This window comes from Paenibacillus sp. NPDC093718 (assembly GCF_050279985.1).
Taxonomy (GTDB): domain Bacteria; phylum Bacillota; class Bacilli; order Paenibacillales; family Paenibacillaceae; genus Paenibacillus_AQ.
In genome coordinates this window covers 1-23,963 of sequence record NZ_JBNNUS010000008.1, presented here as the reverse complement: position 1 = coordinate 23,963, position 23,963 = coordinate 1, and the positions used below count along the sequence as shown (strand labels likewise).

The 23,963-nt window shown below is 53.9% G+C and carries 17 protein-coding genes; 2 read left to right on the top strand and 15 right to left on the bottom strand.

Annotation, left to right across the window (positions count from 1 at the left end):
- Positions 1-171 precede the first annotated feature (171 nt).
- The 3 genes from ACQKPA_RS22850 to ACQKPA_RS22840 form a co-directional block, all read right to left on the bottom strand.
- On the bottom strand, positions 172-765 hold the full coding sequence (locus tag ACQKPA_RS22850) for a TetR/AcrR family transcriptional regulator (RefSeq protein ID WP_113061516.1): 594 nt from the start codon (positions 763-765) through the stop codon (positions 172-174).
- 6 nt (positions 766-771) lie between these two features.
- On the bottom strand, positions 772-1,404 hold the full coding sequence (locus ACQKPA_RS22845) for a YigZ family protein (RefSeq protein ID WP_071222614.1): 633 nt from the start codon (positions 1,402-1,404) through the stop codon (positions 772-774).
- 106 nt (positions 1,405-1,510) lie between these two features.
- Positions 1,511-2,866 (bottom strand): glucose-6-phosphate isomerase, encoded by a 1,356-nt coding sequence (locus ACQKPA_RS22840; protein ID WP_194544386.1) that lies wholly within the window; start codon positions 2,864-2,866, stop codon positions 1,511-1,513.
- A gap of 196 nt (positions 2,867-3,062) precedes the next feature.
- Between ACQKPA_RS22840 and ACQKPA_RS22835 the strand changes: the two genes are divergently transcribed.
- The gene (locus ACQKPA_RS22835) at positions 3,063-3,959 is read left to right on the top strand and encodes an NAD(P)-dependent oxidoreductase (RefSeq protein WP_427494813.1); all 897 of its coding nucleotides are present in this window, start codon (positions 3,063-3,065) and stop codon (positions 3,957-3,959) included.
- Between the two features lie 168 nt (positions 3,960-4,127).
- A complete protein-coding gene (locus ACQKPA_RS22830) occupies positions 4,128-5,054 on the top strand; it encodes a copper amine oxidase N-terminal domain-containing protein (RefSeq protein WP_427494812.1) in 927 nt (308 codons plus the stop codon).
- 131 nt (positions 5,055-5,185) lie between these two features.
- On the opposite strand, the gene ACQKPA_RS22825 is transcribed toward ACQKPA_RS22830, so the two are convergent.
- The 12 genes from ACQKPA_RS22825 to ACQKPA_RS22770 form a co-directional block, all read right to left on the bottom strand.
- On the bottom strand, positions 5,186-5,503 hold the full coding sequence (locus ACQKPA_RS22825; protein ID WP_006212330.1) for a pyrimidine/purine nucleoside phosphorylase: 318 nt from the start codon (positions 5,501-5,503) through the stop codon (positions 5,186-5,188).
- A 100-nt stretch (positions 5,504-5,603) separates the two neighbouring features.
- Positions 5,604-7,625 carry a transketolase gene (gene tkt / locus ACQKPA_RS22820; protein WP_427494811.1) on the bottom strand — a complete coding sequence of 674 codons (2,022 nt, stop codon included), beginning with the start codon at positions 7,623-7,625 and terminating at the stop codon, positions 5,604-5,606.
- A gap of 368 nt (positions 7,626-7,993) precedes the next feature.
- Positions 7,994-11,020, bottom strand: a complete 3,027-nt coding sequence (locus ACQKPA_RS22815) for a VWA domain-containing protein (protein ID WP_427494810.1) — start codon at positions 11,018-11,020, stop codon at positions 7,994-7,996.
- Positions 11,004-13,010 carry a vWA domain-containing protein gene (locus tag ACQKPA_RS22810; RefSeq protein WP_427494809.1) on the bottom strand — a complete coding sequence of 669 codons (2,007 nt, stop codon included), beginning with the start codon at positions 13,008-13,010 and terminating at the stop codon, positions 11,004-11,006. The genes ACQKPA_RS22815 and ACQKPA_RS22810 overlap by 17 nt, the downstream gene beginning before the upstream one ends.
- A 263-nt stretch (positions 13,011-13,273) precedes the next feature.
- Positions 13,274-14,221 (bottom strand): DUF58 domain-containing protein, encoded by a 948-nt coding sequence (locus tag ACQKPA_RS22805; protein ID WP_427494807.1) that lies wholly within the window; start codon positions 14,219-14,221, stop codon positions 13,274-13,276.
- Positions 14,218-15,207, bottom strand: coding sequence for a MoxR family ATPase (locus ACQKPA_RS22800; protein ID WP_326119914.1), 990 nt, complete (start codon positions 15,205-15,207; stop codon positions 14,218-14,220). Before ACQKPA_RS22800 ends, ACQKPA_RS22805 begins: the two co-directional genes overlap by 4 nt.
- A 71-nt stretch (positions 15,208-15,278) precedes the next feature.
- Positions 15,279-17,012 carry a phage tail tape measure protein gene (locus ACQKPA_RS22795; protein ID WP_427494805.1) on the bottom strand — a complete coding sequence of 578 codons (1,734 nt, stop codon included), beginning with the start codon at positions 17,010-17,012 and terminating at the stop codon, positions 15,279-15,281.
- Positions 17,013-17,047: 35 nt separating this feature from the next.
- The gene (locus ACQKPA_RS22790) at positions 17,048-17,995 is read right to left on the bottom strand and encodes an ABC transporter permease (RefSeq protein WP_071222604.1); all 948 of its coding nucleotides are present in this window, start codon (positions 17,993-17,995) and stop codon (positions 17,048-17,050) included.
- Positions 17,992-18,921 carry an ATP-binding cassette domain-containing protein gene (locus ACQKPA_RS22785; RefSeq protein WP_427494804.1) on the bottom strand — a complete coding sequence of 310 codons (930 nt, stop codon included), beginning with the start codon at positions 18,919-18,921 and terminating at the stop codon, positions 17,992-17,994. Before ACQKPA_RS22785 ends, ACQKPA_RS22790 begins: the two co-directional genes overlap by 4 nt.
- The gene (locus ACQKPA_RS22780; protein ID WP_427494803.1) at positions 18,918-21,278 is read right to left on the bottom strand and encodes a DUF7408 domain-containing protein; all 2,361 of its coding nucleotides are present in this window, start codon (positions 21,276-21,278) and stop codon (positions 18,918-18,920) included. The genes ACQKPA_RS22785 and ACQKPA_RS22780 overlap by 4 nt, the downstream gene beginning before the upstream one ends.
- Positions 21,279-21,670: 392 nt before the next feature.
- Positions 21,671-22,570, bottom strand: a complete 900-nt coding sequence (gene purU / locus ACQKPA_RS22775; RefSeq protein WP_216530669.1) for a formyltetrahydrofolate deformylase — start codon at positions 22,568-22,570, stop codon at positions 21,671-21,673.
- A gap of 129 nt (positions 22,571-22,699) precedes the next feature.
- Entirely contained in the window at positions 22,700-23,821 is a 1,122-nt protein-coding gene (locus tag ACQKPA_RS22770; protein WP_427494802.1) for a deoxyribonuclease IV, read from the bottom strand.
- Between the last annotated feature and the right edge of the window lie 142 nt (positions 23,822-23,963).

Here is a 23,963-nt window from a genome sequence, read left to right as displayed (position 1 = left end):
TAAGATGTTATGTTGACGCCAGCGTACGTATAACAACACAAAAAGCAGACAGGCACATGCTAGGGGGCGTGGACCTGTCTGTGTTTTATTCATTAGGTGATTGACGTTTCAACGCTAGATCGTTGTAACGGATTGAAGCATCAAGCTGCACGTTTTGACCGTATTTAAACATCAGACCCTGCTGTACAAACTCCGGCATAACACTTTGATATGGGTAAGAGCGGCTGGTTTAATCTCATCAAAACCAATTCTGTCCTGAATATAATACGATATAAATCCATGCAGCGACAAAAACAAAGTCAACGGAACGGTTCGCCGTTCTTCCTCACTGTAATTCTCCTCAAGCAAATACTGACGGACCAGCATAGCAAACATTTCAAAACAGCGTCCCTGCTCAGAGCGACAGTAGGACAGCAGCTCTTCGTCCCGAATCATGAACATGATTTCGTACTGGTAAGGATTATCCAGACCGAAACGAACGAATTCCAGCATCAGCTGCTCCAGCTTCGATACCCCGTCACAGGGAGGCTTTCCCGAGACTTCCAACAGCAAATCACTTAGATCATTAAAGTCCTTCATGACAATGGCGTAGAAAAGCTCCGCCTTTTCCTTAAAATGATAATACAAGGAGCCGTGGCTATAACCCAGATGCTGCCCGATGCTTCGCATCGATATGGCCCTGTATCCTTTGGTTATGAACAAATGCCTGGCTGCTTCCAGTATCCGCTCTCTCGACAACTCGCGTTCGACTGCTCTTCTTGCCATATTATTTTATTCCCCTTCAATAAAATAAAGCCGCTCTCCCTCAGTGATCAGGGACTGCCCCTGTGTCAAATCCACCATCCAAGACATAAAGCTCTCCGCATCACCATCGAGCGGCAAGCAGGTCAAGGTCACCGTGTCGGCAAAGTTTGTCTCTCCCATACGAACGCCTCGGTTGCGTAGCTCGTTCTCCACCTTACCCAGCCAGGTATAATCCAGCTCCACGAATATTTCCCGATGAAGAACCCTCGTAATCGGATCGCCTGACTCAATCGCAGCCACGGCTCCGTCGGTGTACGCCCGGATCAATCCGCCCGCACCCAGCATAATGCCGCCAAAATAACGAGTGACCACAATGGCTACATTCTTTCGCCCCTGATTGCGGATCACCTCGAGAATTGGCTTACCAGCCGTTCCGCTCGGTTCCCCGTCGTCCGATTGCTTCTGAATCTCATCCCGCTCGCCGATCATATAAGCGGAACAGTTATGGGTAGCATTCCAATGTTTTTTCTTGATCTCTTCAATAAAAGCGACGGCTTCCTCTTCGGCTTCAACCGGCATCACATGCCCGATGAAACGCGATTTCTTGATGACGATCTCTTTGGAGCCCGCCTGACGTACCGTTTTGTAACGATCCAGCATGAAACTACAACCACCTCTATATTGCCAAGAAAGCAGTCCACGGCAATGATATGCCAGCGGACTGCTTCCTTCAGCGTCTTACGTCTAATCCAATGAAAGTGTCAGGTTATTCGGAAAGTCTAGCTTCCAATTCGGCCTTCTCTTTCTCATACCCAGGTTTGCCGAGCAATGCGAACATATTTTTCTTGTACGCCTCTACGCCCGGTTGGTCAAACGGGTTGACACCCAACAGATAGCCGCTGATACCGCAGGCCTTTTCGAAAAAGTATACCAGATATCCGAACGAATAGGGAGTGAAATCTGGAATTGTCACAATCAAATTCGGAACTTGTCCGTCTGTATGGGCCAGCATCGTGCCTTGGAAGGCCTTTTTATTAACAAAATCCAATGTTTTCCCGGTCAGGAAGTTCAAGCCGTCCAGATCGTCCGGATCCGATTCGATCGTAATATGCTCGGATACGTTCTCAACCTGAATGACCGTTTCGAAGATGTTGCGGCTGCCTTCCTGGATAAATTGACCCATGGAGTGCAGATCGGTAGAGAAATCGACGGATGCCGGGTAGATCCCCTTGTAATCCTTGCCTTCGCTCTCGCCGTAAAGCTGCTTCCACCATTCGGATACAAAATGCAGGGAAGGCTCGTAGTTCACGAGGATCTCGATGCCTTTGCCTTTACGGTATAGCGCGTTACGAACGGCCGCATATTGGTAAGCTTCGTTCTCGGCCACGTTCGGGCTGCTGTATTCCTTGGATGCGTCAGCCGCGCCTTGCATCATTTCTTCAATGTTGATGCCTGCCGTAGCAATCGGAAGCAGACCGACCGCTGTCAGCACGGAATAACGTCCGCCCACATCGTCAGGGATGATAAAGGACTCGTAGCCTTCCTCGGTAGCCAGCTTCTTAAGGGCGCCCTTCGCTTGATCCGTCGTAGCGTAAATGCGTTTGCGAGCTTCTTCCTTGCCGTATTTCTTCTCCAATTCCGCACGGAAAATACGGAATGCGATAGCCGGCTCTGTCGTTGTTCCGGATTTGGAGATGACGTTGACGGAGAAGTCCTTGCCTTCAATTAATTGAAGCAGATGGGTCACATAAGTGGAGCTGATGTTGTTACCCGCAAAATAGATTTCCGGTGTCTTGCGCTGGTCCTTCGACAGCTCATTATAGAACGAATGCGAGAGCATTTCGATGGCCGCGCGTGCCCCGAGGTAGGAGCCTCCGATTCCGATAACGATCAGAACGTCCGAATCGCTTTGGATTTTGGCAGCCGCTTTCTGGATGCGCGAGAATTCTTCTTTATCATACTGCGTCGGCAGGTCGATCCAGCCCAGATAATCGGAGCCGGCTCCCGTACCGTTATGTAACTGTTCATGAGCTGTGCGGATCGGCTCAGCGAAATAATCAACTTCGTGCTGATTGACAAAAGTCAGTGCTTTACTGTAATCAAACTTGATTTTTTTAGACATGCCATTAAACCTCCTGTGAATTTAGAAATAGGATACTTTAATTTAATAAAGACCGCAAGTTTCACGGGCCAACTGTCATCTATTCTTCATGCGCGGGACTCCTTCCACTTCCATTCCCTGCAAAGGCTGGCTTCGTTTCGGGAACCCATGCTAAGATAGAGTGGATCAGGAATCCATAATCGAAGGTGATATAGCTATGAAAAAAATCGGGTTTATCGGACTGGGCACCATGGGCGCTCCCATGGCCTCCAATCTGCTGAAGCAGGATTACGATGTGACGGTATATAATCGCACCCACGAAAAATGCCGTCCGCTCGCCGAACAGGGAGCCTCCATTGCGGAGACGCCTCGGGAAGCGGCCGAAGGACAAGATCTTGTCATTACGATGGTAAGCAACGACCAATCCATCCGGGAAGTATTCTATGGAGAGAATGGCCTGCTTGGCTCCCTGAAGAGCGGGATGACCGTCATTGACTGCAGCACGATCTCCGAAAGCCTTGTTAAGGAGATTGCTTCCGCCGTTTCCGGCCTCGGCGCTTCCTTCCTGGATGCCCCGGTAACCGGGAGCAAGCCTGCAGCGATTGACGGTACCTTGGTCTTCATGGTTGGCGGCGATGCCGCCGTCATCGAAGCGCAGGCGGACGTATTTGACACCCTGGGCAAAAAAGTCATTCATATGGGACCTAACGGAAGCGGTGCCGTGGCCAAGCTCGCGCACAATACGATTGTAGGCATTAACAACCTGGCGCTTGCCGAAGGCTTCGCCATCGCCGCGAAATCAGGCATTCCCGCTGACAACTTCCTGGAGCTCGTGCAGCTGGGATCAGCCGGCAGCAAAGCGGCCGAGCTGAAGGGACGCAAAATTATCGAGGGCGACTTCAGCAACCAGTTCTCGCTTGCGCTCATGCTCAAGGACCTCAAGCTGGCCTCTTCACTCACCGATGGCATCGGAATGCCTTCCCCTATGCTGAATCTGGCCAAGAGCCTGTTCCAAGCCGGTGCCAGCGAGGGCTATGGCGAAGAGGATCTTTCCGCTGTCGTGAAATGTTACGAAGCCTGGATCGGCCAGAAAATCGGCGAACAGCAGCCATAATACCAGCTAAAGCCATGCTTTGCCTTACACTGGCTCTTTCATACTGGTTTTCGGATCATCCGGACCAGGAGGAAGGAGCCAGTTTTTTTGGTCTATTCATGATTTTTTCCTCCGGAAGAAACTTTTTGCATTTCATTTCGTCTACTATGCGAAGGGAGGAATTACAACATGAAATGGACCACAGGTTTAAAAGCAGTGACAGCCGCTGCCCTATTAACCACTGTACTATCTTCAGTAACAGCTGGATCACCGGCTTCTGCCGCAGCCAAACCAACCGCTTCGATTAACAATGTTACCGCGAGTGGTGAAGTGCTGGTTAAGCGGGGCTCCACCTTTGTTACCCTAACCGATCTCAAGCCTCTGGGTAACTACGTCATGAAGTACGACAACAGCAAGAAACAGGTGACGATTCAGGGTGACCACCGAACGGTGATTCTCACGGCGGGAAGCACTCGCATGGAAGTGAACGGAGTTCAGAAGACGCTGTCTGCAGCCCCGCTGCTACATAAAGGCAAGACCATGATTCCCCTGAGGGCCGTAGCTCAGGCTTTTGATGCTGACATCGACTGGAACGGTTCTCTGAAGACGGCTTATATCAATAAAGCAGACGCCGCTATGCTCGCTGACTTAAAGAGCTCCGATCTGGCCACTGCCCGGAATGCCGCAGCCAAGCTGCCTTATTCATCCCAGTTGCAGAAACCTGAGCTGGAAATGCTCCCTGTGGAAATGCAGGGCGTGGATTATTATTTTCCGAAAGGCAAATCCGATCGCTTCTTCCTGGTCGATAACGACATCGCCGAATATTACGAGATCCAGGGTGGCGTCAAATATTTGAAATGGCAAGGCAAGCTGGATTACTCCGCCAAAGCGGCTGCAAATCAGAACCTGTTCTTCCTGCCCCCGATTCAAGCCGAGATCGGTAAGCAGCCGGATGTCAGAAACTGGACTGTAGCCAAATTCGCATTCCGTTATCCTTCCGGCGTCACCAGCTACAAACTGCTCGACCATAATCAGGAATGGAGCGAAGGATACGTAGAGCTTGACAATCGGGCTCCCGGATATAAAGGCGAGATCGTGCCAATTCCGGAGGAATAAGTCCATTATAGCAACCACCGTTAACGGCATGCGTTGATATCCGACATTGACAAGAAGGGTTCAAAGCCAACGGCTTTGAGCCTTTTTGTTATGTATTTGCGGACACGAAATCACATGCGGCATTTCATCAATTACATGGTTGGATAAGAGCAGCAATAATCCGTCACGGTGCGGATCTCCAGCTTAAAGCTTGAATTGCCCGGAACGTTAAAGGTCGCAGACCCTTGAATCTCTAACCACTCCTGCTCTCCAGGCAGCAGAACGCGCAAATCGCCGGACAATATTTCCATTATCTCAGGGCCATCCGTTCCGAATTCATAGCTTCCCGGCAGCATGATACCGAGCGTTACCTTCTCGCCATTCTCCAGCAGCACCGTACGGCTGGTTACCTTTCCCTCATAGTAAACGTTGGCTGCCTTTGTAACGGTAGCATTCTTAAATTGTGACATCGACAAACTCTCCTCCTCCAACATCGTTATGGCTTGATATATGGACGGCACCCGCATGATGCGGGTGCCGGAAAATCAATATAGAGTTAGATCCGTTGGATTACAACAAGCCTTTTACGCGGCTAACCACGTTCTCAACGGTAAATCCGTATTCGGCAATGACGCGGTCGCCAGGAGCCGAAGCGCCAAATGTGTTGATGCCCAGGATGTCGCCTTTGTCTCCGACATAACGCTCCCATCCGAACGGATGAGCCATTTCAATGGCCAGACGGGCTTTTACGTCAGGAAGCAGCACGGAATCTTTGTATGCCTGATCCTGGCTGTCGAACAGATCCCAGCTCGGCATGCTGATGACGCGTACGGCGATTCCTTCTTCAGCCAATGCTGCTTGCGCTTTAACGGCAAGCTGAACCTCGGAACCCGTTGCAATGATTTGAGCCTGCACGTTGCCATTCTTCGCGTCAGCAACAACATAAGCGCCGCGTTTGATGCCTTCACGTGCATGATCCGCCGTGCCTGCAAGGATCGGAAGATTCTGACGAGTCAGCACCAACGCTACCGGACGGTCTGTGTTCTCAACCGCATAGGCCCATGCCGCGGAAGTTTCGTTGGCATCCGCAGGACGGATCACCGTCAGGCCTGGAATGATGCGCAGGGAAGCCAATTGTTCAATCGGTTCATGCGTAGGACCGTCTTCACCGACAGCGATGCTGTCATGAGTCAGTACATACGTAACCGGCAGCTTCATGATCGCAGCCAGACGAACAGCCGGACGCAGATAATCCGTAAATACGAAGAACGTACCGCCGAAAATCTTCAGTCCGCCATGGAGAGCGATACCGTTCATGGCACCAGCCATTGCGAATTCACGAACACCATAATACACGTTGCGGCCTTCGTAGCTGTTCGCTGTGAAAGAGGCCAGGTCGTTCAAGTGAGTCATCGTGGAGCTTTCCAGGTCAGCCGATCCGCCGAGCAGCTGCGGTACGCCTGCAGTCAACCCGTTCAGCGCTTTACCGGAAGCCACGCGAGTGGAAACCGCTTTGTCATCCGCGCTGTATTTCGGAAGGTCTTTGTCCCATCTTGGAGCCAATTCGCCGGATTCACCGCGCTCGAATTGCGCTGCCAGCTCAGGGTAAGCTTCTTTGTATTTCGCAAATTGATCAACCCAAGCTTGATAAGCTGCAATGCCGCGCTCTTTCACTTTGCCGAAATGCTCGCGCACTTCCTCAGGCACATAGAAATCCTCTTCATATACCCAATTATAAAAATCCTTGGTCAGCTTCGCTTCATCAGCTCCAAGCGGAGAACCGTGTGTACCGCCATGGCCGCCTTTACCTTGTTTGTTCGGGCTGCCGTAACCGATGACGGTCTTCACTTCGATCAACGTCGGACGGTTCGTATCGGCTTTGGCTTCCTCGACCGCTTTCTCGATCGCAGGCAAATCGTTACCGTCTTCTACGCGCAGCACTTGCCAGCCATAAGCATCAAAACGCTTCGCTACGTTCTCGGAGAATGCCAGGCTGAGCTCGCCGTCAAGGGAGATATCATTGGAATCGTACAACATAATCAATTTGCCAAGCTTCAAATGACCTGCCAGGGAAGCTGCTTCGGAAGCTACGCCCTCCATCATGTCACCGTCGCCGCAAATCGCATACGTATAGTGATCCACTACATTGAAGCCGTCTTTATTGTAAGTCGCGCCCAAATGAGCTTCAGCCATTGCCATACCTACAGCCATGGCCACGCCTTGTCCAAGCGGACCTGTCGTTGCATCAACGCCGGCCGTGTGGCCGAATTCCGGGTGACCCGGGGTTTTGCTTCCCCATTGACGGAACTGCTTCAGGTCCTCAATAGACAAGTCATAACCGCTCAGGTGAAGCAGACTGTAGAGCAGCATGGAGCCATGGCCTGCAGACAAGACAAAACGGTCGCGGTTAATCCACGCCGGCTGGTCCGGGTTATGGTTCATCGTCTTCGCGAACAGCTGGTAGCCCATAGGTGCAGACCCCATCGGCATGCCCGGATGACCGGATTTGGCTTTTTCGATCGCGTCGATCGCCAGTGTCCGGATCGTTGCGATGGACAGGTTGTCGATCGTTTGGTTATGTTCAGTTGTCATGATTCGTCCTCCTCAAATCTTTTCCATAGTAAGCTTCGAAAATGAAGGCTTCTTACGTCCCTCCAGCCCCGATCCACATGGTATCAGAGCAGTTAGGAATGTTGAGAATATCATTTTGACTCTTATTGTATCACCACACGTCTTTCATTTCCATAACGTAATTGTCAAAGTTGTGTAAAAGCCGCCAGGGCGAACGACATCCCCCTTGCATTATTTCCCTTAATAGTCCGGTTATAACCGGATTCGACATCCGTTAAACGATTTTACGGACATCGGCGGCATGGAAAAAGTTACTTCATTCGACAATTTAAAAAAGCTTCGCCTAAGCTGCAAATTAGACAGCTTAGGTCGAAGCTTGAGGCGGCACATCAGCGCGTGCCGCGTTTTTTGGCTTTGAGGAGGCGATCCATGGAGGAGCCTCCTTCCGGAGCCGGCCCGGTCTCCCCGGGCCGGCCGCTGCCGTCCCCCTGCGCCTGCGGCGGCGGGGGCGGGGGTGGCGTGGGCGCGCTTCCCTTGCGCGCGCCCTGGCTTGCGGCCGGCTTCGCCTGCGCCGGCCGCTCCTCCCGCAGCGGGGCATTCGCCCGCTGCGAATCGCGCGCCTCCGGCGGGGCCTTGCGGCCCGCTGCCGGAGCTGCGCTTGGTGCCGGGGCGGAGTTCCCGCCCCCGGCACCCTGGCCCGCGCCGCTGCGCTCGCGCGCGGGCGGGGTCTTCAGCGGCGGCTTCGCGGAGCTGCCGCCGTAGAACTGGGCGGCGCGGGCTTTGCGCGCCGCCAGCCGCTCGAGGCCGGCGTCACGCGCGGCCTCGCCGGCAGGTGCCGGCCGCCTGCGGAGCAGGGCGGCCATCCATGCGCCGATGGCGCCCCATGGCAGAGCCAGGCGCCGCACGGCGATGTCGGCGACCCACAGCAGCAGGGCCGCCGCCAGCAGCCGATAACTCCAATCATGGAGATTCATCCGCGAGGTCGCCTGCCGGTCGAACACTTCGGCCGGGTTATCCCAGGATAATACACGGCCGCCGGTCACCTCGGCCAGCCGCTTCATGGCTTCCTCGCCGCTGCCGGAGGACAGCCGGTATTCCGGAGAATACGGCACGACAAAACCGGTGCCTGGCGCCGCCTGCAGTGCTTCTTCCCCGCTGGCATCCTCAAGAGACATGAGGAAGGCTCCCGGCTTAGTGACGTTGACGAGTCCGGTATAACGGCCGGGCGCCTCCTGAATGAGCTCTACCGTCTGCTCGCCGGCTTCATCGTCCCCGATCACCGCATTCAGCTTCTCCGGCGGATTCTCGCCCTCTGCCATAACTTGGAGCTTTACTTGGTTGCCGGCCGTTTCGGTAGTCACTTCATAGGGCGACGACGTAAACTGTGGGAACGTCCACTTCACGATTTCGGTCAACGTGTTGGCAAACCCGGACCACGACACCCACTCCTTGGACCACTTTCCGCTTAAATCGCTCGTCCATGCCACCGTTCGTCCGGATCCGTACTGCCAGCGTGACAGGATCGGGTCCGGCTCCGGACTGGACAGAATCGTCTGGGCGGAAGACTTCGGCGTTGTCGCTACATAACCATACAGCCCCGGAACGCCCTGCTGGAATAGACTCGCCCAATCGCCCGGGTTCTGAACGGCCGGGACAAAGGGTTTATCCACGATATAGGATTTGGCCAGCATGACGGCCTCCCGGCTGAATACCGCCGGCAGCGTCGTTTCATCCTCAACGAAGTAATAACGGCCCTTGGCCGCATCCGCCAAGGATTGAAGCAGGTTGGTGTCCGCATCCATCCCGACCGCCACGGAAGACATCGTGATTTTGTTCTCCACCATCGTATCGGTCAGGTCCTGATACCCGGAATTCATGGCGGATTGTCCGTCGGTCATCAGAATGATATGTTTGCGCTGGGTTTTAATCTTCAGCATTTCCTCAAGCGCCGAGGAAACGGCAGGATAGATGTTGGTTCCTCCTGCGCTCGGAATCGACTGGATGCTGCTGAGCACCTCTTCCTTGTCCCCGAGCTTCTGCGGCGGAACGACCCACCACGGCTGATCGTCAAAGGCGACAACGCCGACCGTATCCTTGGCTCTCAGCAGCTCCACCGTGCGCATCGCCGATTCCTTGGCCAATTCGATTTTGTTGCCGTCCATGCTCCCCGACCGGTCGATGACGAGTATGAGCCCAAGGGATGGAATCTCCCGCTTGCCTTCCAGCTCCATGGAGACCGGCAATGCCTTTTCAATTGGAGTTTTAAAATATCCGCCCATCCCGAAGCTGTCCTCGCCGCCCGCCATCATAAACCCGATCCCGAAGCTTCGGACCGCCTGCTCGATCAGCTCCATCTGCTTGCCGCCGACGTCGCTGCCCGAAACGTTATTAAAGATGATGCTGTCGTATACGGCATACTTGGCCGCTTCCAGCGGTAGCAGCTCCGGCGGAATCACTTCGGTGCCGATCATACCGGACTCGAGTGCCGCCGTGATATTACCCGATGTTCCCGGGGTTCCTTCCACGATCAGTACGTTCGGCGGACCTTCCACCCGGGTGAAATCGAACGCTGCATTATTGGCGGACGCTTCATCCCCGTCCATGAAGATTTCGGCACGGTAACGGTGAAGTCCCGGACTCTTGGCCAGGCCTTTCACGGCATACCGGTTCTCGCCCGGGGTAACGTCCACGCGTTCCCGGCCGATCTCACGGTTGTCCTCGTAAATGCGCAGCTCACCGGAGGTCTTAAACGTGCTGCGGATCATAACCTCCACATAGAAAGACTCCGCTTGATACAGCTTATCCGGTACCTTCAGTTCCTCCACCGCAACGTCACGGATGGCCTGCTTCGGAGTCGGAAGCACATCAACCGCAATGCCCCGGTCCTTCAGCAGCCTCCCGGCCGCTGCCATGCTGCCTACATTCTCTTCCCCGTCCGAGATCAACACGATTCTGGAATCGCTGTTGCCCTCGAACAGGCTCCCCGCTAGCTGAAGACCGGACTCCAGCCCCGTAAACTGCTGCTCCAGCAGCGCATTAAGAGAGGCTCCCGCATTCTCTGCAGAGGTTAACCGCCGTTCTACAGCGCCCTCAAGCCCCGTAGAAACAACGGCGGTGCCATCCTTCTCGCCTTTTGCCGAGAGAGAATCGTTAATCCAGCTCGCGATCCGGGCCGAATCCCCCATACTGTCGGAACGGTCGGCCAGATACACAACCTGTTTATCCCTCAGGACGGTAAAGCCATGCAAACCCGAAATCATAAGAATCAATAATAAAATGACGCAGGTTCTAAAGAATAAAGCCAGTTTCTTCCGAAAGCCGCTTAATCGAAAATCCGATTTGTATGCATTGTAGAGAAATAATCCTGCCGGAATCAACAGCAGCAACAACCATGGTTGGCTAAATTGAACGCCCACGCTGGTACACCCCCCATTCTGCTGCGATCACAGCCAGTGCCAAGGCAGCAAGCCATGGCATTAACGAGCCGGCGCGGTTTGCGGTTTCGTTGCTGCCGGATGTCCCGGCATGCTCTCCCGCTTCAGACTCATCCAAGTTCGGAGCCGCTTGACTTACGATTGGACCCTGATCGTTGCTCCAATCCGCCTCGTACGGGTCTGCCGTTACAGCAAGCCAATACCTAAGCTTCTCACCCGCTTCATTCTGCTGTTCGAAAGCGTACAGCCCCGGATATTCCGGCACGGTCTGTACCGGCGATATCCCTTGCTCATTCCGGAGAGGTTCTGCAGCAGGAAGGCCGTCAGTAAGAGCAAGACCGCTCTTGGGTACCCATTTTGCTGCTACCGTATCCGCCGCAATCGGTATATCGGCTTGCGCGCCAGCCATATAGCGGCCAAGGCCGCTTCCCTTGCCCGAGGTCATCCACTCCAGTGCATTGCTCACCATGACCGGGAATTCCGGCGATAACGGAAGATCGCTATCCTGAAGCAGGAAATTAAAGGACAAGCGCGGTCGCCCGTTTTCGCTTCCCGCATAGACGATCGGTTGATCCCCCAGCTTTATAACGGGCTCTCCCCAGGCAGGGGCCTGTTCCACCAGCGTGCCAAAATAGACGCCCGACAAGGTTACATAGGCGGTTACCGGATGCTTGGAAAGTACGGCGCTCCCCCCTTGGTTGCCGACTTTGGCACCTTCTCCGCCGATCGTCCATAGCGGTGTTTTGGCGGCCAGTTCCGCCCACTTCCCTTGCTTGAACCCTTCCGGCACGTCCCCGTCGATGACGAGCAGATCAAATTCGCCTTCGGGCACGGGCGGTACATCCGCAGCTGTGCTGCCCTTGCCCGCCTCCTTATCCGCACTGCCATTGTCCTCGGCGGTCTTGTCTTTGGACTCGTCCAAAGCAACCCGGGTGACTTCGGCTCCGCTTAGCTGCAAAGCCTTCTCCAGAAACAAATTGCCCGAAGTCAGCAGAAGCACGCGCGAAGATCCATGGCCCAATCCGAATGCAAAGGACTGATTGTCTGCGGCATATCCGTCATCCTGCGATAACTCAAGCCGGTACACTTCCGCAAACGGCAGATCGGAAAAGGATTCGGTTAATTTTTTACCAGGCTCCAGTTCAAGCATCTTGCTGGTCAATAGCTGTTCATCCCCGTAAAGATTCACTTCAGCCGACATCGATTCCTTGGCATTCGTGCTGAGGACAGCGACCGCCCCATAGGATGAACCCGCTTCACCCTTGGGTGAAATGCCGAATTGATCGATGGAAACGTTAAGAGGGTGCTCCCCCTGTACCTTCTCTACAGATACCGGAACCTGAAACGTTATGGGAGCCGCATCCTGCTTCCAGTAGCTGTCCGTAAAAATAACGACCTCTGCATCACGTTCTTCCCGTGTCAGAGCGGAAGCGAGCGATAAGGTTTCCCTGTAGGAGGCCTGGCCGTAATAGGGCCGTAACCCATCCACAGCCTTATCAATGACGGTGCGGTCGCTTTCATGAGAGACCAGCGTCATGGGACTTGCTCCCACGGACAGGAGGGTAATCTCGCTCCGTCTCCCTTGGCTCTTCACGTATTCCTTCATTCGTTCCTGCATCCATTGCAGCCTGGATGCTGCTTCGCCTTCAACTGATGGTTGAATCTGCGCGCTCATGCTGCCCGAGGTATCGGCAACGATGACCACGTGGGCGCTGCCTCCGCCAGACACCTGCAGAAAAGGCTGCATCAGTGCGAAGACCATCAGCGCAGCAGCAAGCAGCTGGAGCCACAGCAGAAGCCGGTTCTGCAGCTTCTGCCACGGCCTGTTGGCCTCCAGGTTCCGAAGCACCCGCTCCCACAGCAAGTGGCTGGGAACGGTTGTATCGACATATTTTCGTTTGAACATATACATAAGCACGATGGCCGGCAGCGTTAAACCGAACCATAGGCTCAGCCAAGATTGAATCCCCAACGTGTCCCCTCCTTACTCCCGTGGACCCTGACTAACACGACTTGGACGTTTTCTCAAAGCATCGGATGAAGGCCTGTCATCTGTTCCCTATTTTATTTCAATGAGTTCTCTTCTTGTTTCTTCTAAATAGATCACAGACAGTTGCTCGTGAAGCCTTCATCTCATATGTGTATATTCACCGGCGTTCCCCCGTCTACAAGCTTCCCATATACGTATAAAGTTCTGCAGATGCTCGGACACGGGACCCTGCATGGGATCCCGCTCTATCCAGTAACCAGGCCAGCTCCCGCAAGCACCCCGAACATCGCATCCGTAAGCGGCATGTCCGCCGGAATGAGCACGTAAGACATCCCCCGCTCCGCGCACACGCGGGACAGCATCGTCCGGTACCGCTCCAGCTCCTCTTTGTAAGCATCGAGCACTTTACCCGTCAACGCCACTTCCTTGCCGCTCATCGTTTCGCTGTCGACCAATCGCAAATCGCCGGTCAATTTGGGCTCCAGTTCTTCCCTCGACAACACATGCACCAGCACCACTTCCTGCCCGGTGCCGGATAAAAGGGAAAGCGCCCTGAACAATTCCTCCTCGCCGCCCTCCAGCCAAAAATCCGAGAACACCCAGGTCATCCCCGGCTGCCGGGGGAGTGCGCCAGGAACCGCAAGCGCTGCGCCCAAGCTGCCCTCGCCTCCCGTTTCTGCCCCTTGCAGGAACGAAAACAGGCGATGGGCCGAGCCCTTTCCTCTCATGATCGGAAGGCGGGCGTTAATCGAACGGCTGTAACAGGCGATCTGCAGCCTGTCGTAAGAGGACAATGCCATGTAGCCGATGCTTGCGGCGAGTTGACGTGCGAGCAGCCATTTCGGACTTTCCTTCGTTCCTGCCGGATCCGCAGCGGATGGTTCCGATGACGATGACATGACAGCCCCCATCGATGCCGAGCAATCCACGAATAGACTGACCGTCAGCTCCTGCTCGTCCATGAATTGACGCACGAACGCTTTTCCCGTACGAGAATAGACACCCCAGTCAAACCTGCGGACATCATCGCCGGGAGTATACACTCGATAATCGGCGAACTCGAGGGACGATCCGAGCCGGCGGGATCGCCTCTTTCCCTGCAGCGTCCCGGCAACCCGTCGCTTGGCATCGAGACTCAATCGCTCCAGACGCGGAAGCCATTCCGGAGGAAGCAGGTGCCCGCCCCCGCTCACGCGGATGCCTCCAGCGCTTGCAGAACCTCCTGAATGACATGGTCTGTCGTAATGCCAAGCGCCTGCCCCTCGAAATTCAGGAACAAACGGTGACGCAGCGCAGATAAAGCCACGGCGCGAATATCCCCTGTCGATACATGCATCCGCCCGCTGCACAATGCACGGACCTTGCTTACGGATATGATGGACTGTATGCCCCGCGGTCCGGAACCGAACTGGACGTATTTTCGTACCGCCTCCGGGGCCGCTGCCTCTTCGGGATGCGTCATCATGAGCAGACGAACCGCATAGTCCAAAATCTCCTCGGCTACCAGCACTTCCCGGGCCCCGCGCTGGATTTCCAGCAGCTCGTCTCCGGTCATTTGCCGTTCCACCTGGAATTCGTGGGAGGACGTCGTCCGCTTCACGATTTCCTTCAATTCCTCCGCGCTCGGATACGATACTTCGATCTTCAGCAGAAAGCGGTCAAGCTGCGCCTCAGGCAATGGATACGTCCCCTCGTTTTCCAGCGGGTTTTGCGTCGCCAGAACAAAGAAAGGTTTTGGCAGCTGATGGGTGACCCCACCCACCGTGACGGTCTTCTCCTGCATGGCCTCCAGTAAGGCGCTCTGGGTTTTGGGCGTGGCCCGGTTAATCTCGTCGGCAAGCACGATGCTGCTGAACAGCGGACCCTTTTGAAAGGTCATCCCGGTGTCTCCATGCTGCCCGAACGACAGGATATTGGTGCCCGTTATATCGCTCGGCATCAAATCCGGCGTGAACTGAATGCGGGAAAAGGACAGCTCCAACGCTTCCGACACCGTGCGGACGAGCATCGTTTTACCGAGGCCCGGAATCCCCTCCAGGAGGGCGTGCCCTCCTGCGAAGATACACCAGAGCATCTGCTCCACAACATCCTGCTGCCCGACAATCACCTTGCCGATATGTTCCCGCAGGCCTGATATTTTCTCCATCCATTCCTGTGGTCTCACTGCTATATCCGACATGGACGAAACCTCCATCTTCTTGGTAAAGTTCAAGTACTCATTCTAGCTTCCGTGATCGGTTCCTCGATCCCCTACGGATTCGGATTGATCTGTATGAAATATTCCTCAACCAACCCTTGCATCTGGTCAGGCAGCGGATTACGATCTAATGTTTTGCGCGCTTCGGTCTCATAATCGCGGTACACTTCCTCATAAGGCCTGGACATGCCCGGTACGGTCGGCGAAACGCCCCCCTTCTGAATATCACCGCCGCTGCCCTTGATCTCGCCGGAATCGTTCTGCACATTGCCGCTGCCCTTGTAATCCCTAGGGATGGTCACAAGCTCGCGTCCGCCTGAGCCAAGGCCGGCTCCGCTGCCGGTTCCGTTTCCCGATCCTCCGCTGCCGCCTGAGCCGGAGCCGGCTCCGCTTCCGGTTCCGCTTCCCGATCCTCCGCTGCCGCCAGAGCCGGAGCCTGCTCCTGATCCAGAGCCGCTCCCCGAACCGGACCCACTGCCGGCGCCTTGACCTTGACCGGCCCCGGAGCCGCCTTCACCGGGGCTTCCCTCCGAGCCTTCGCCTTCTTCTCCCGAGCCTTCCCCGGATCCCGCTTGCGCCAACGCCTCCGCACTGCCGCCGTTACTCCAGGCATCCGATACCGACATCCCGGCAGCCGTCATCTGATCGGCCAAGCTCAGACCTTGCGAAGCAAGGGAGGACGCCAGCGAAGCGGCGGATTGCGATTGACTGTCGGATGCGGCTTTAGCTTGAGCCGCTTTAGCCAGTTCCTCGGCCAGCTGCTGGAGTGCTTCTTCCAGCTCTTTCGGCAGCTTGCCTTCCTTCAGCGAGTCTGCCGCTTTCTTGAGCTCTTGCTCCAGCTTCCCATCTTCCAGCTGTTTGGCAGCTTCCTCAGCCAACTTTTTCAAAGCATCGGCCAGCTCGTTCTTCTCTTCCTGGGACATCTTTTTCACCTGCTCGGTGAGTTTCTTCATTTCCTGCTTGAGCTCATCGGCCATGCCTTCGGCAAGCTTTTTCCCCACCTGGGACAGCGCCTTCTCCTGCTGCATTTGCTTAGCCAGCTCCGACAATGCCTTCGCTTTTTCCTCCTGCTGTTTCGCCATTTTCTCCAGCTCTTTCATGGCTTCTTCCAGCTTCTCCAGCGCTTGCTCGGGATGCTTCTCACGCTCCAGCGCTTTTTTCAAGGCATCCAGCTTCTCCTGCAGCTTCTTTCTGTCGGCTGGATCTATCGTTTCTTTCTGGAGTTCTTCCGCAAGCTCTTCCGTTTTGGCTGCCTGCTCCTTTATCCAGCTCTGCGCCTCTTTTGCCGCTTCCACCTTCTTATCCATCGGGTTCGGAACAAAAACAAGGATGAGCACGGCAGCCAGCGAAGCGCCACAGATCAAGAGATGTCTTTTACGATTAGGGTAAGGAAGACGCTCCGGCAATTGCTCTGCAAAACGTGCGCCATAGCGCTCCGCCTGCTCGCGCTGCCATTTTGCAGCCTGCGATTCCTCTTCTTTGAACGATAGTGCCGTCACCATCATGTCACTTCGCTCCGCTCCGTCAGGAACATGATCCATCGCAGAAGCAGCCTCTTCGATCGGAACCCGGTGCAGCCATCCCCATAACAAACCTACGAAGCCTGCCCCGACAGGAATGGCCACGGATGCAACGGGAAGCCAGACTATGGGCACGAATCTCCCCAGCACCAGAAGCAGCAGCAGCACGGCTAACCCTGCCATCAGTCCGTATAAAACATACGTTATGACGCGGAATCGCTGCAGCCGCCGTCTCGCGGCTTCGATAAAACGCATGATGTTGTCCATTGCTCTTCCTCCCTACCCTGCTCTTATGCTTTAGGTTACGCTTCGTCCCGCGTCATTTCCGATACTTGCGGGAGCTGTTCTTCGTTCTTATCCTTACGTTTCCGCCTTGCGACAGGACGGATATTCCGTACGGCAACCCACAGGGCGAGAACGATCACAACCGAATAGACGATGAAAAATTCCAGCCACAATTCAATGGGAGCCTTGCTGTTCAAACTTCCGCCGTGCAGCAGGAATACGTCTTTTGAGAAGGACGGGTTAAACAAACTCATCATCGCCCCGGCCGGATTCAGACCCAGCAAATACCCTACCCAGGAGTAGCTGCCTGGCGTGGGCGCCTGCCCGCTTTGATACATATTCTGCTGTTCAATTCCCATGAAGAACAAATACAGCAGTCCTGTTATAAGGAAGATAATCAGTCCCGCACCGTAGGTGACAATAATCGCGACGATGGTTCTTTTGAATAAAGTCGAGAACATCACCCCAAGCGAACCGAGCAGCAGCATCACGAATAAATAAAATACAAAGACGGATATGAGCTGTTTCGGCGAAATCCCTCCATACAGGAAAACAATGCTGTATACCGGCAGGGTGGCCAGCACGATCAATGTCATGAAGCTGAGTGCCGACACCAGCTTGCTCAGCACAATCGTAGCCGAGCTCTGCTGCGTCGTCAGCAGCATGCTCAGCGTTTGCTTCTCCCGCTCGCTGCTGATGACGCCGGCGGTAAGAGCTGGCGCCATGAATGCAATGAGGACAAGCTGAGCAAAACTCAGCACGTAGAACATCATTTGGCTCATCTGCGGATCGAATCGTTGAGGTCCCCGCTGTCCCAAATATAAGAAGAGATAAATGAAGCCCATCGCAACGGCTCCGAGCGCCAACACATAAAATAACACCGACAGCATGGAACGCGTAGAACGCATCCGCAGCCGAAATTCCTTGTCAATGACCGGATTAATTAACTTTCTGCTCCAATTCATTCGCGGGGTCCTCCTTTGGTAATTTCGAGGAATACATCCTCCAGATTGCTCTGCGCTTCCTGAAACGAGACAATCGGAATTTCCCAGGAGACCACCTGCCGCAGCAGAGCGCTTTGCTGCGTGTCATCCCCGCCGTAATGAACATGGACGCCGGTGTTATCCGTTAATACCGACGTGACAAACGGTTCGTCCCTCAGCTTCTCGGCCAGTTCCTCTTCACGCTCGAGCGTGCGGATATGAATGACTTTTTTCACGCGGAGACGGCTCTGAATATCGGCCACCTTGCCTTGGGCAACCATCTCGCCGTGCTCGATCACGCCGATTTCATCCACCATCTCCGCCAGCTCAGGCAAAATATGCGACGAAATGATGATTGTCTTGCCCATCAGCTTCAATTCCTTCAATATTTCACGCATCTCGATCCGCGCCCGCGGATCCAGCCCCGAAGCCGGCTCATCCAGAATCAAGACGTCCGGATCATGCACCAGGCACCGGGCAAGGCATAAACGCTGCTTCATCCCGCGCGAGAGACTGTCGACGTAGGTATCCGCTTTATCGCTCAGGTTGACCAGCTCCAGGAGCTGCGGAATGAGCTGTTCCCGCTCGGCGCGCGGAATGCCGTAACTTGCCCCGTAAAAATGCAAATATTCGGTAGACTTCAGCTGGTCATACACGCCAAAGAAATCGGGCATGTAGCCGATCCGCTTGCGGACCTCCTTGGGATGCCGGGTCACGTCGAAACCGCCGACCTTGGCAACACCCGAGGTTGGCAGCATCAGGGTGGCCAATATGGACATCGTTGTGGATTTACCGGCTCCGTTCGGACCGACAAATCCAAATACCGTCCCTTTTTCGATATGAAGACTGATGTCCTTCAACGCATGGAACGTTCCGTATTTTTTACTCAGGTTTCTAATCTCGATCATTGAGTGGCCTCCCCCTTCACAGACAGCTCCGGCATCATAAAGTTGGTCTGATCCTTGGCGGTGATCATGAAGCGGATCCGATTCCCTACGATATACTGCTCGGGATTCTTGGTAATGGTAAACACATTGTTCGCGTCTGTAACAGGCTCCCATTCGCTCTTCTTCGAGTTCCAGATCTCCATTGTAACGTTGTTGTTGAATTTGGTGCCTTTCATCGACAGTTCCGAATACTTCACGTTGCCTTCCAATATTAACGGGAATTCGGCGATCAAGCTGCCCTGTCCCATCTCGACCCCATGAGGGTAAATCCCGAACATCGGCGCATTCACCTGCGATATTTCGGGAGACAGGAAGCCGTAAGGAATGTTGATCTCCCCGTTCAGTCCCCAATCCATCTCCACCGGCTGTATCCAGAAATTGAGCTGATCACTGTCCACCTCAGCGCCTTTCAGCGTATAATTCGTCAAATGGTCCTTGCTCCATCCCAAGATGTAAGCATCTCTGTTGACCATTCTGTTGGAATATCCGTATTGGGACAAAATATCGCGCTCACGCTGTTTCGGATCATTCTGCGAATAAGGGTACAGCATCCCGGACAAGTCACCACCCGTAAACTTGATGATTTGTTTCGGGTCCTGAGGAACGGCTGCAGCATCTCCCTTCTTGATATCTCCCAGCTTGTAGGCTTTGCCCCCGACAACCAGCACAACCTCGGTCAAATCGTTAATCGTGTCATTGGTGACCTTGCCGTTTAATTCTCCTTTGGCATCCAGCTTCAAATCCATGCCCAGACGCCCCATCTCCTCGGTTCCTTGACGGTCCACCCAGACCTTGGCTAATGACCATTGGGACATGTCGCGTAGCTCCAGCGTCGTGGACGCCTGCTCCACTCGGACAAAACTCTTATTCTCGCCCATTCCTCCAAACCTGGTCTGGGACTGCCCCGTTTTCAAATACGTATTCTCCGGAAATTCCAAAGCATAGTTCCCGCTTCGAGGCGTGAAAAATGCGGAAGCCGTCGATTTAACCGCATCCCCCTGACCGTTTAGTTCAATCAAGTTGATGGTGTGCGCGAGTTCCCGCGTCTTGTCCGATGAACCGACCACGTAAACGGAACCGCTCGCGATGACGGCAATGATCGGGATCAAGAACCACGCCCATTCCCGCTTGTCCGCCTTCTTCAAGATATAGTAGAGCAGCGGCGCAACGACGACCGCATAAATAATGAGCATCCACAACAGCAGCGTGAAGGAAGGCATCTTCAGCGATGGAAAATACTCCAGAACGTAATTCAAACTGTCCATCAGCGAATTGTAGTACATGCCATTCTGCGCGCCCATCATGGGAAGGTTATTGCGCAACATCGATGCCCAAGCATCCGGATGGCCTGCCCATGAGCTCACCGGCTCCATGGCCAGATCATAGGCCGCATATTGAACGCTCCCTTGGCCATAGGCCTTCGAGGCAAACAAAGGTTGTCCGTCCGCTTCAATTCCGATTTGGGCGCCTTCCACCGCTTTCGCTGTAGAAATGGTAAATGCCCCATCCAGTTTCAGCGGTTTCCCGCCAAGCTTCTCCAGCTCAGCCAGCGAATGAACGGTGGTGGTTCCATCCGCAACGACCGGCGCGATGTCGGCAAACGGTGCCGCTGTTTTGGCATATCCCGCTCCGCCGGCCAGAATCAGGGTGCCGCCGCCATTTACCCAATCTGTAATTGCCTTGCGCTGCGGCTCTGACAGCGTATCGGAAGCAAAATTGTTGATAACGATGACGTCCAGTCCGTTCAGCAGCATTCCATCCGATGGAACGCTGGCGTTCTTAAGCGGGAACACATTCACGCTGTTGCCCTTGCCGTTAAGGACATTCATGAAATTCATCGTATCCGGATCATCGGATAACACGGCGATGAGTGCGCCCTGATACGGAGAAGCCTGCACGTAATTTTTACCTGAGGCAAACGGAATCTGCTTCCCCTTGGTATAAGATCCTTCATAGAAGAGGATCTGGTTATTATCTTTATTCAGCACGGCCCCTGGAATGCCGATCACGACTTCCTTCGGCGTATCCTTCGGCAGGTCCACCTGCTGGACGTAGGAGGTTTGAAATCCGAAGCCATTGTAGTTCTGAATCTGCACAACCACGTCACCGGATATATCCCGGTCACTGGTTAAGGTCAGTTTGAGCGGATTCCATTTATCATGTTTAATCTTGCCTTGATAACCCATTTCGGATTGAATGCCAATCTTCGCTCCGTCGGCGTAGACGTTCCCGGCCGGAATCGACAAGGATAACGTTGCAACAATCAGCAGCGCCACCATCGGCAGCAACATCCACGCTTTTTTTGTATAAAACGACAACTGATGATTCCCCTCTCCACATATAAATTGCTTTCTCATGACAAATGACACCTATGTTCAGAAGACGTATGTAAAGGTTCTCTTCACAAGTTCAACTATATTGACGAGTCGAATCTATAAAAAGTTTGACGTTTCCTTCCATAAATAAAAATCCCACTCCAATAAGAGGAGCGGGATCAAGGGGTAATCCATTGCAGCGTTAAAGTGTCAGGCTGCTCCATAAGTACTATCTATGATGAAACGTCCGAATACAGCCTCATATCCTTACATGTATCTCAGGCACAGACCCGGTTACTCTGGCATCGCTCGCCATCGTGTTCGTGCTGTTTCCGAACCTGCTGGCTGTCTTCCTGTCTGATCATACGTACGCTTGCAAATCTTTTGCAGGATCGTTAGTTGAATACAACCGTTTTATTGTTATGCACCAGAATCCGATCCTCAACATGCCATTTGACGGCTCTTGCAAGCACCACGCGTTCGATGGTTCGGCCAATACGCTTCAACTCGTTGACATCATCCCGGTGGCTAACGCGCTGCACGTCCTGCTCAATAATCGGCCCGCCATCCAGCTCTTCGGTTACATAATGGGCGGTTGCTCCGATAATTTTCACCCCGCGGTTATACGCTTGCGCATAAGGCTTGCCGCCGACAAAGGCCGGAAGGAAGGAATGGTGGATGTTGATAATCCGGTTCCGGTAATGCTCGATAAAGGTTGGCGAAATAATCTGCATGTAACGCGCAAGGATAATCACGTCGATATCATCGCCGATCACATCCAGCTGACGCTGCTCCGCTTGAGGCTTCGTATCCGCCGTAACCGGAATGTGGTGATACGGGATACCGAACGATTCCACGTATTCCTTCATATCCAGATGGTTGCTTACCACTAGCGCGATATCCGCGTCCAGATCGCCGGCCTGCCATTGCCACAACAGCTCTACAAGGCAGTGATCTTCTTTTGAAACAAAAATCGCCAGCCGTTTCTTACGGACCGCATGGTAGATATTCCATTCCATACGGAATTGATCGGCAACTTCCCGGAAGGACTCCTCCAGCTGGGGAAGCTTCGTGTTCAAATCCTCCAGATCAAATTCAACCCGCATAAAAAACATGCCGCCGGCCGGATCCATTGTATATTGATCAGACTGGACAATGTTGGCGCCATGCTGGTACAGAAACTGGGAGACCGCGGCCACAATTCCCGGTCCATCCGGACAGGAGATCAGCATGCGGGCACGATTAGGGTACTGACCTGCCGCAGACGGCAGATCCTTCTTGATGTGAATTTCCATGAGACTTGGTGATCCTCCTTTTAGATCTGCAAATAACGTTAATCGGCCTCTCAGGAAAACATGCCGCGACTTGCGGACGTTATCCTGAGAATGCCTTAGTATTCTGAATATAAAGCCATTTAATGAAGCTTATGAAGTCAGGGAAACACCGGACAACCAAGCGATCAGGCGCTGATTGATCTGCTCCTCCGAAAGGTCGGACAGCAGGCCGGCTGCCATGACCATATCGTACAGGCGCTCCATCGGTTCGCGTGGATCGGCCTTTTTGGCTTTCGCGTCATTCTTCAGAAGCGTCCAGGTATCCAGCACGAACGAACGGGATTCAATGCCTTCCTTCGCAAAGAAAGCACCCAGTTCTTCTACGTGCTGAGCAAAAGTCGACCCGAAACGGCCTTCCACATCCCCGCGCAGAAGCGCAATCTCGATCTCATACATCGGACGCTGCGTTTTCGGATCTTTACCGATCCACGGCGTCTCCAGAATGAACGGTCTGCGCTGGAGCTTCTCATGATGAACCACTCTTTGAATGGCTTCATAGCCGATCCATCCGGTTCCAATCGGCGTATGACGGTCTTTACCCGCTCCACGCGGATTCTTGCTGTCATTCACGTGGACGACCGTTAACCGGTCAAGTCCGATTAGCTTGTCGAACTGCTCCAGCACGCCGTCCAGATCATTTGCGATATCATAACCCGCATCATGAATATGGCAGGTATCGAGGCAGATGGCCAAACGGTCATTGTACTTCACCTTATCAATAATGGAAGCAATTTCTTCAAAACTGCGTCCCATCTCGGTGCCTTTGCCGGCCATCGTCTCCAGTGCAATCTTCACTTCGGTCTCATCCGTACCGCCGAGCACTTCATTGAGCCCTTCAGCAATTCGGTCGATGCCGTATTCCGCATCCTTATCGGTATACGCGCCGGGATGGAGAACGATGTTCTTCACGCCGACCGCATGCGTGCGGCGAATCTCCTCCTGCAAAAAGCTTACCGCCAGCTCAAACGTATTGGGCTTGTACGATCCAAGGTTGATAATGTACGGCGCATGGACCACAATCTCCTCAATGCCGCTTTCCTGCATGGCGGCTTTGCCTTCTTCGATAAACATGGAATCGATCGGCTTACGGCGCGTGTTTTGCGGCGCGCCGGTATATATCATGAACGAGCTGGAGCCATATGATGTGGCTTCAGCCGTCGCAGTCAGCAATCCCTTGTCCGAAAACGACACGTGGGAACCAATTTTCAACATGCTGCATCCCCCTTTTTAACACACAATTACACCTATTTTAGCTTGTATATCGAAATAAATCTAGAAGGGATGGAATCGGAAGGACATACTTGGAAGGAATCCAATATCCACGTGGGTTCTCGACATTTCACGTTGGAAACCG

What these genes read in the sequence shown, in the direction of transcription:
- ACQKPA_RS22770 (WP_427494802.1), bottom strand. Translation starts at nt 23,821, where the DNA reads ATGTTGAAAATTGGTTCCCACGTGTCGTTTTCGGACAAGGGATTGCTG.
- purU (WP_216530669.1), bottom strand. Translation starts at nt 22,570, where the DNA reads ATGGAAATTCACATCAAGAAGGATCTGCCGTCTGCGGCAGGTCAGTAC.
- ACQKPA_RS22790 (WP_071222604.1), bottom strand. Translation starts at nt 17,995, where the DNA reads ATGAATTGGAGCAGAAAGTTAATTAATCCGGTCATTGACAAGGAATTT.
- ACQKPA_RS22835 (WP_427494813.1), top strand. Translation starts at nt 3,063, where the DNA reads ATGAAAAAAATCGGGTTTATCGGACTGGGCACCATGGGCGCTCCCATG.
- ACQKPA_RS22850 (WP_113061516.1), bottom strand. Translation starts at nt 765, where the DNA reads ATGGCAAGAAGAGCAGTCGAACGCGAGTTGTCGAGAGAGCGGATACTG.
- ACQKPA_RS22795 (WP_427494805.1), bottom strand. Translation starts at nt 17,012, where the DNA reads ATGGACAACATCATGCGTTTTATCGAAGCCGCGAGACGGCGGCTGCAG.
- tkt (WP_427494811.1), bottom strand. Translation starts at nt 7,625, where the DNA reads ATGACAACTGAACATAACCAAACGATCGACAACCTGTCCATCGCAACG.
- ACQKPA_RS22840 (WP_194544386.1), bottom strand. Translation starts at nt 2,866, where the DNA reads ATGTCTAAAAAAATCAAGTTTGATTACAGTAAAGCACTGACTTTTGTC.
- ACQKPA_RS22830 (WP_427494812.1), top strand. Translation starts at nt 4,128, where the DNA reads ATGAAATGGACCACAGGTTTAAAAGCAGTGACAGCCGCTGCCCTATTA.
- ACQKPA_RS22845 (WP_071222614.1), bottom strand. Translation starts at nt 1,404, where the DNA reads ATGCTGGATCGTTACAAAACGGTACGTCAGGCGGGCTCCAAAGAGATC.
- ACQKPA_RS22825 (WP_006212330.1), bottom strand. Translation starts at nt 5,503, where the DNA reads ATGTCACAATTTAAGAATGCTACCGTTACAAAGGCAGCCAACGTTTAC.
- ACQKPA_RS22800 (WP_326119914.1), bottom strand. Translation starts at nt 15,207, where the DNA reads ATGTCGGATATAGCAGTGAGACCACAGGAATGGATGGAGAAAATATCA.
- ACQKPA_RS22785 (WP_427494804.1), bottom strand. Translation starts at nt 18,921, where the DNA reads ATGATCGAGATTAGAAACCTGAGTAAAAAATACGGAACGTTCCATGCG.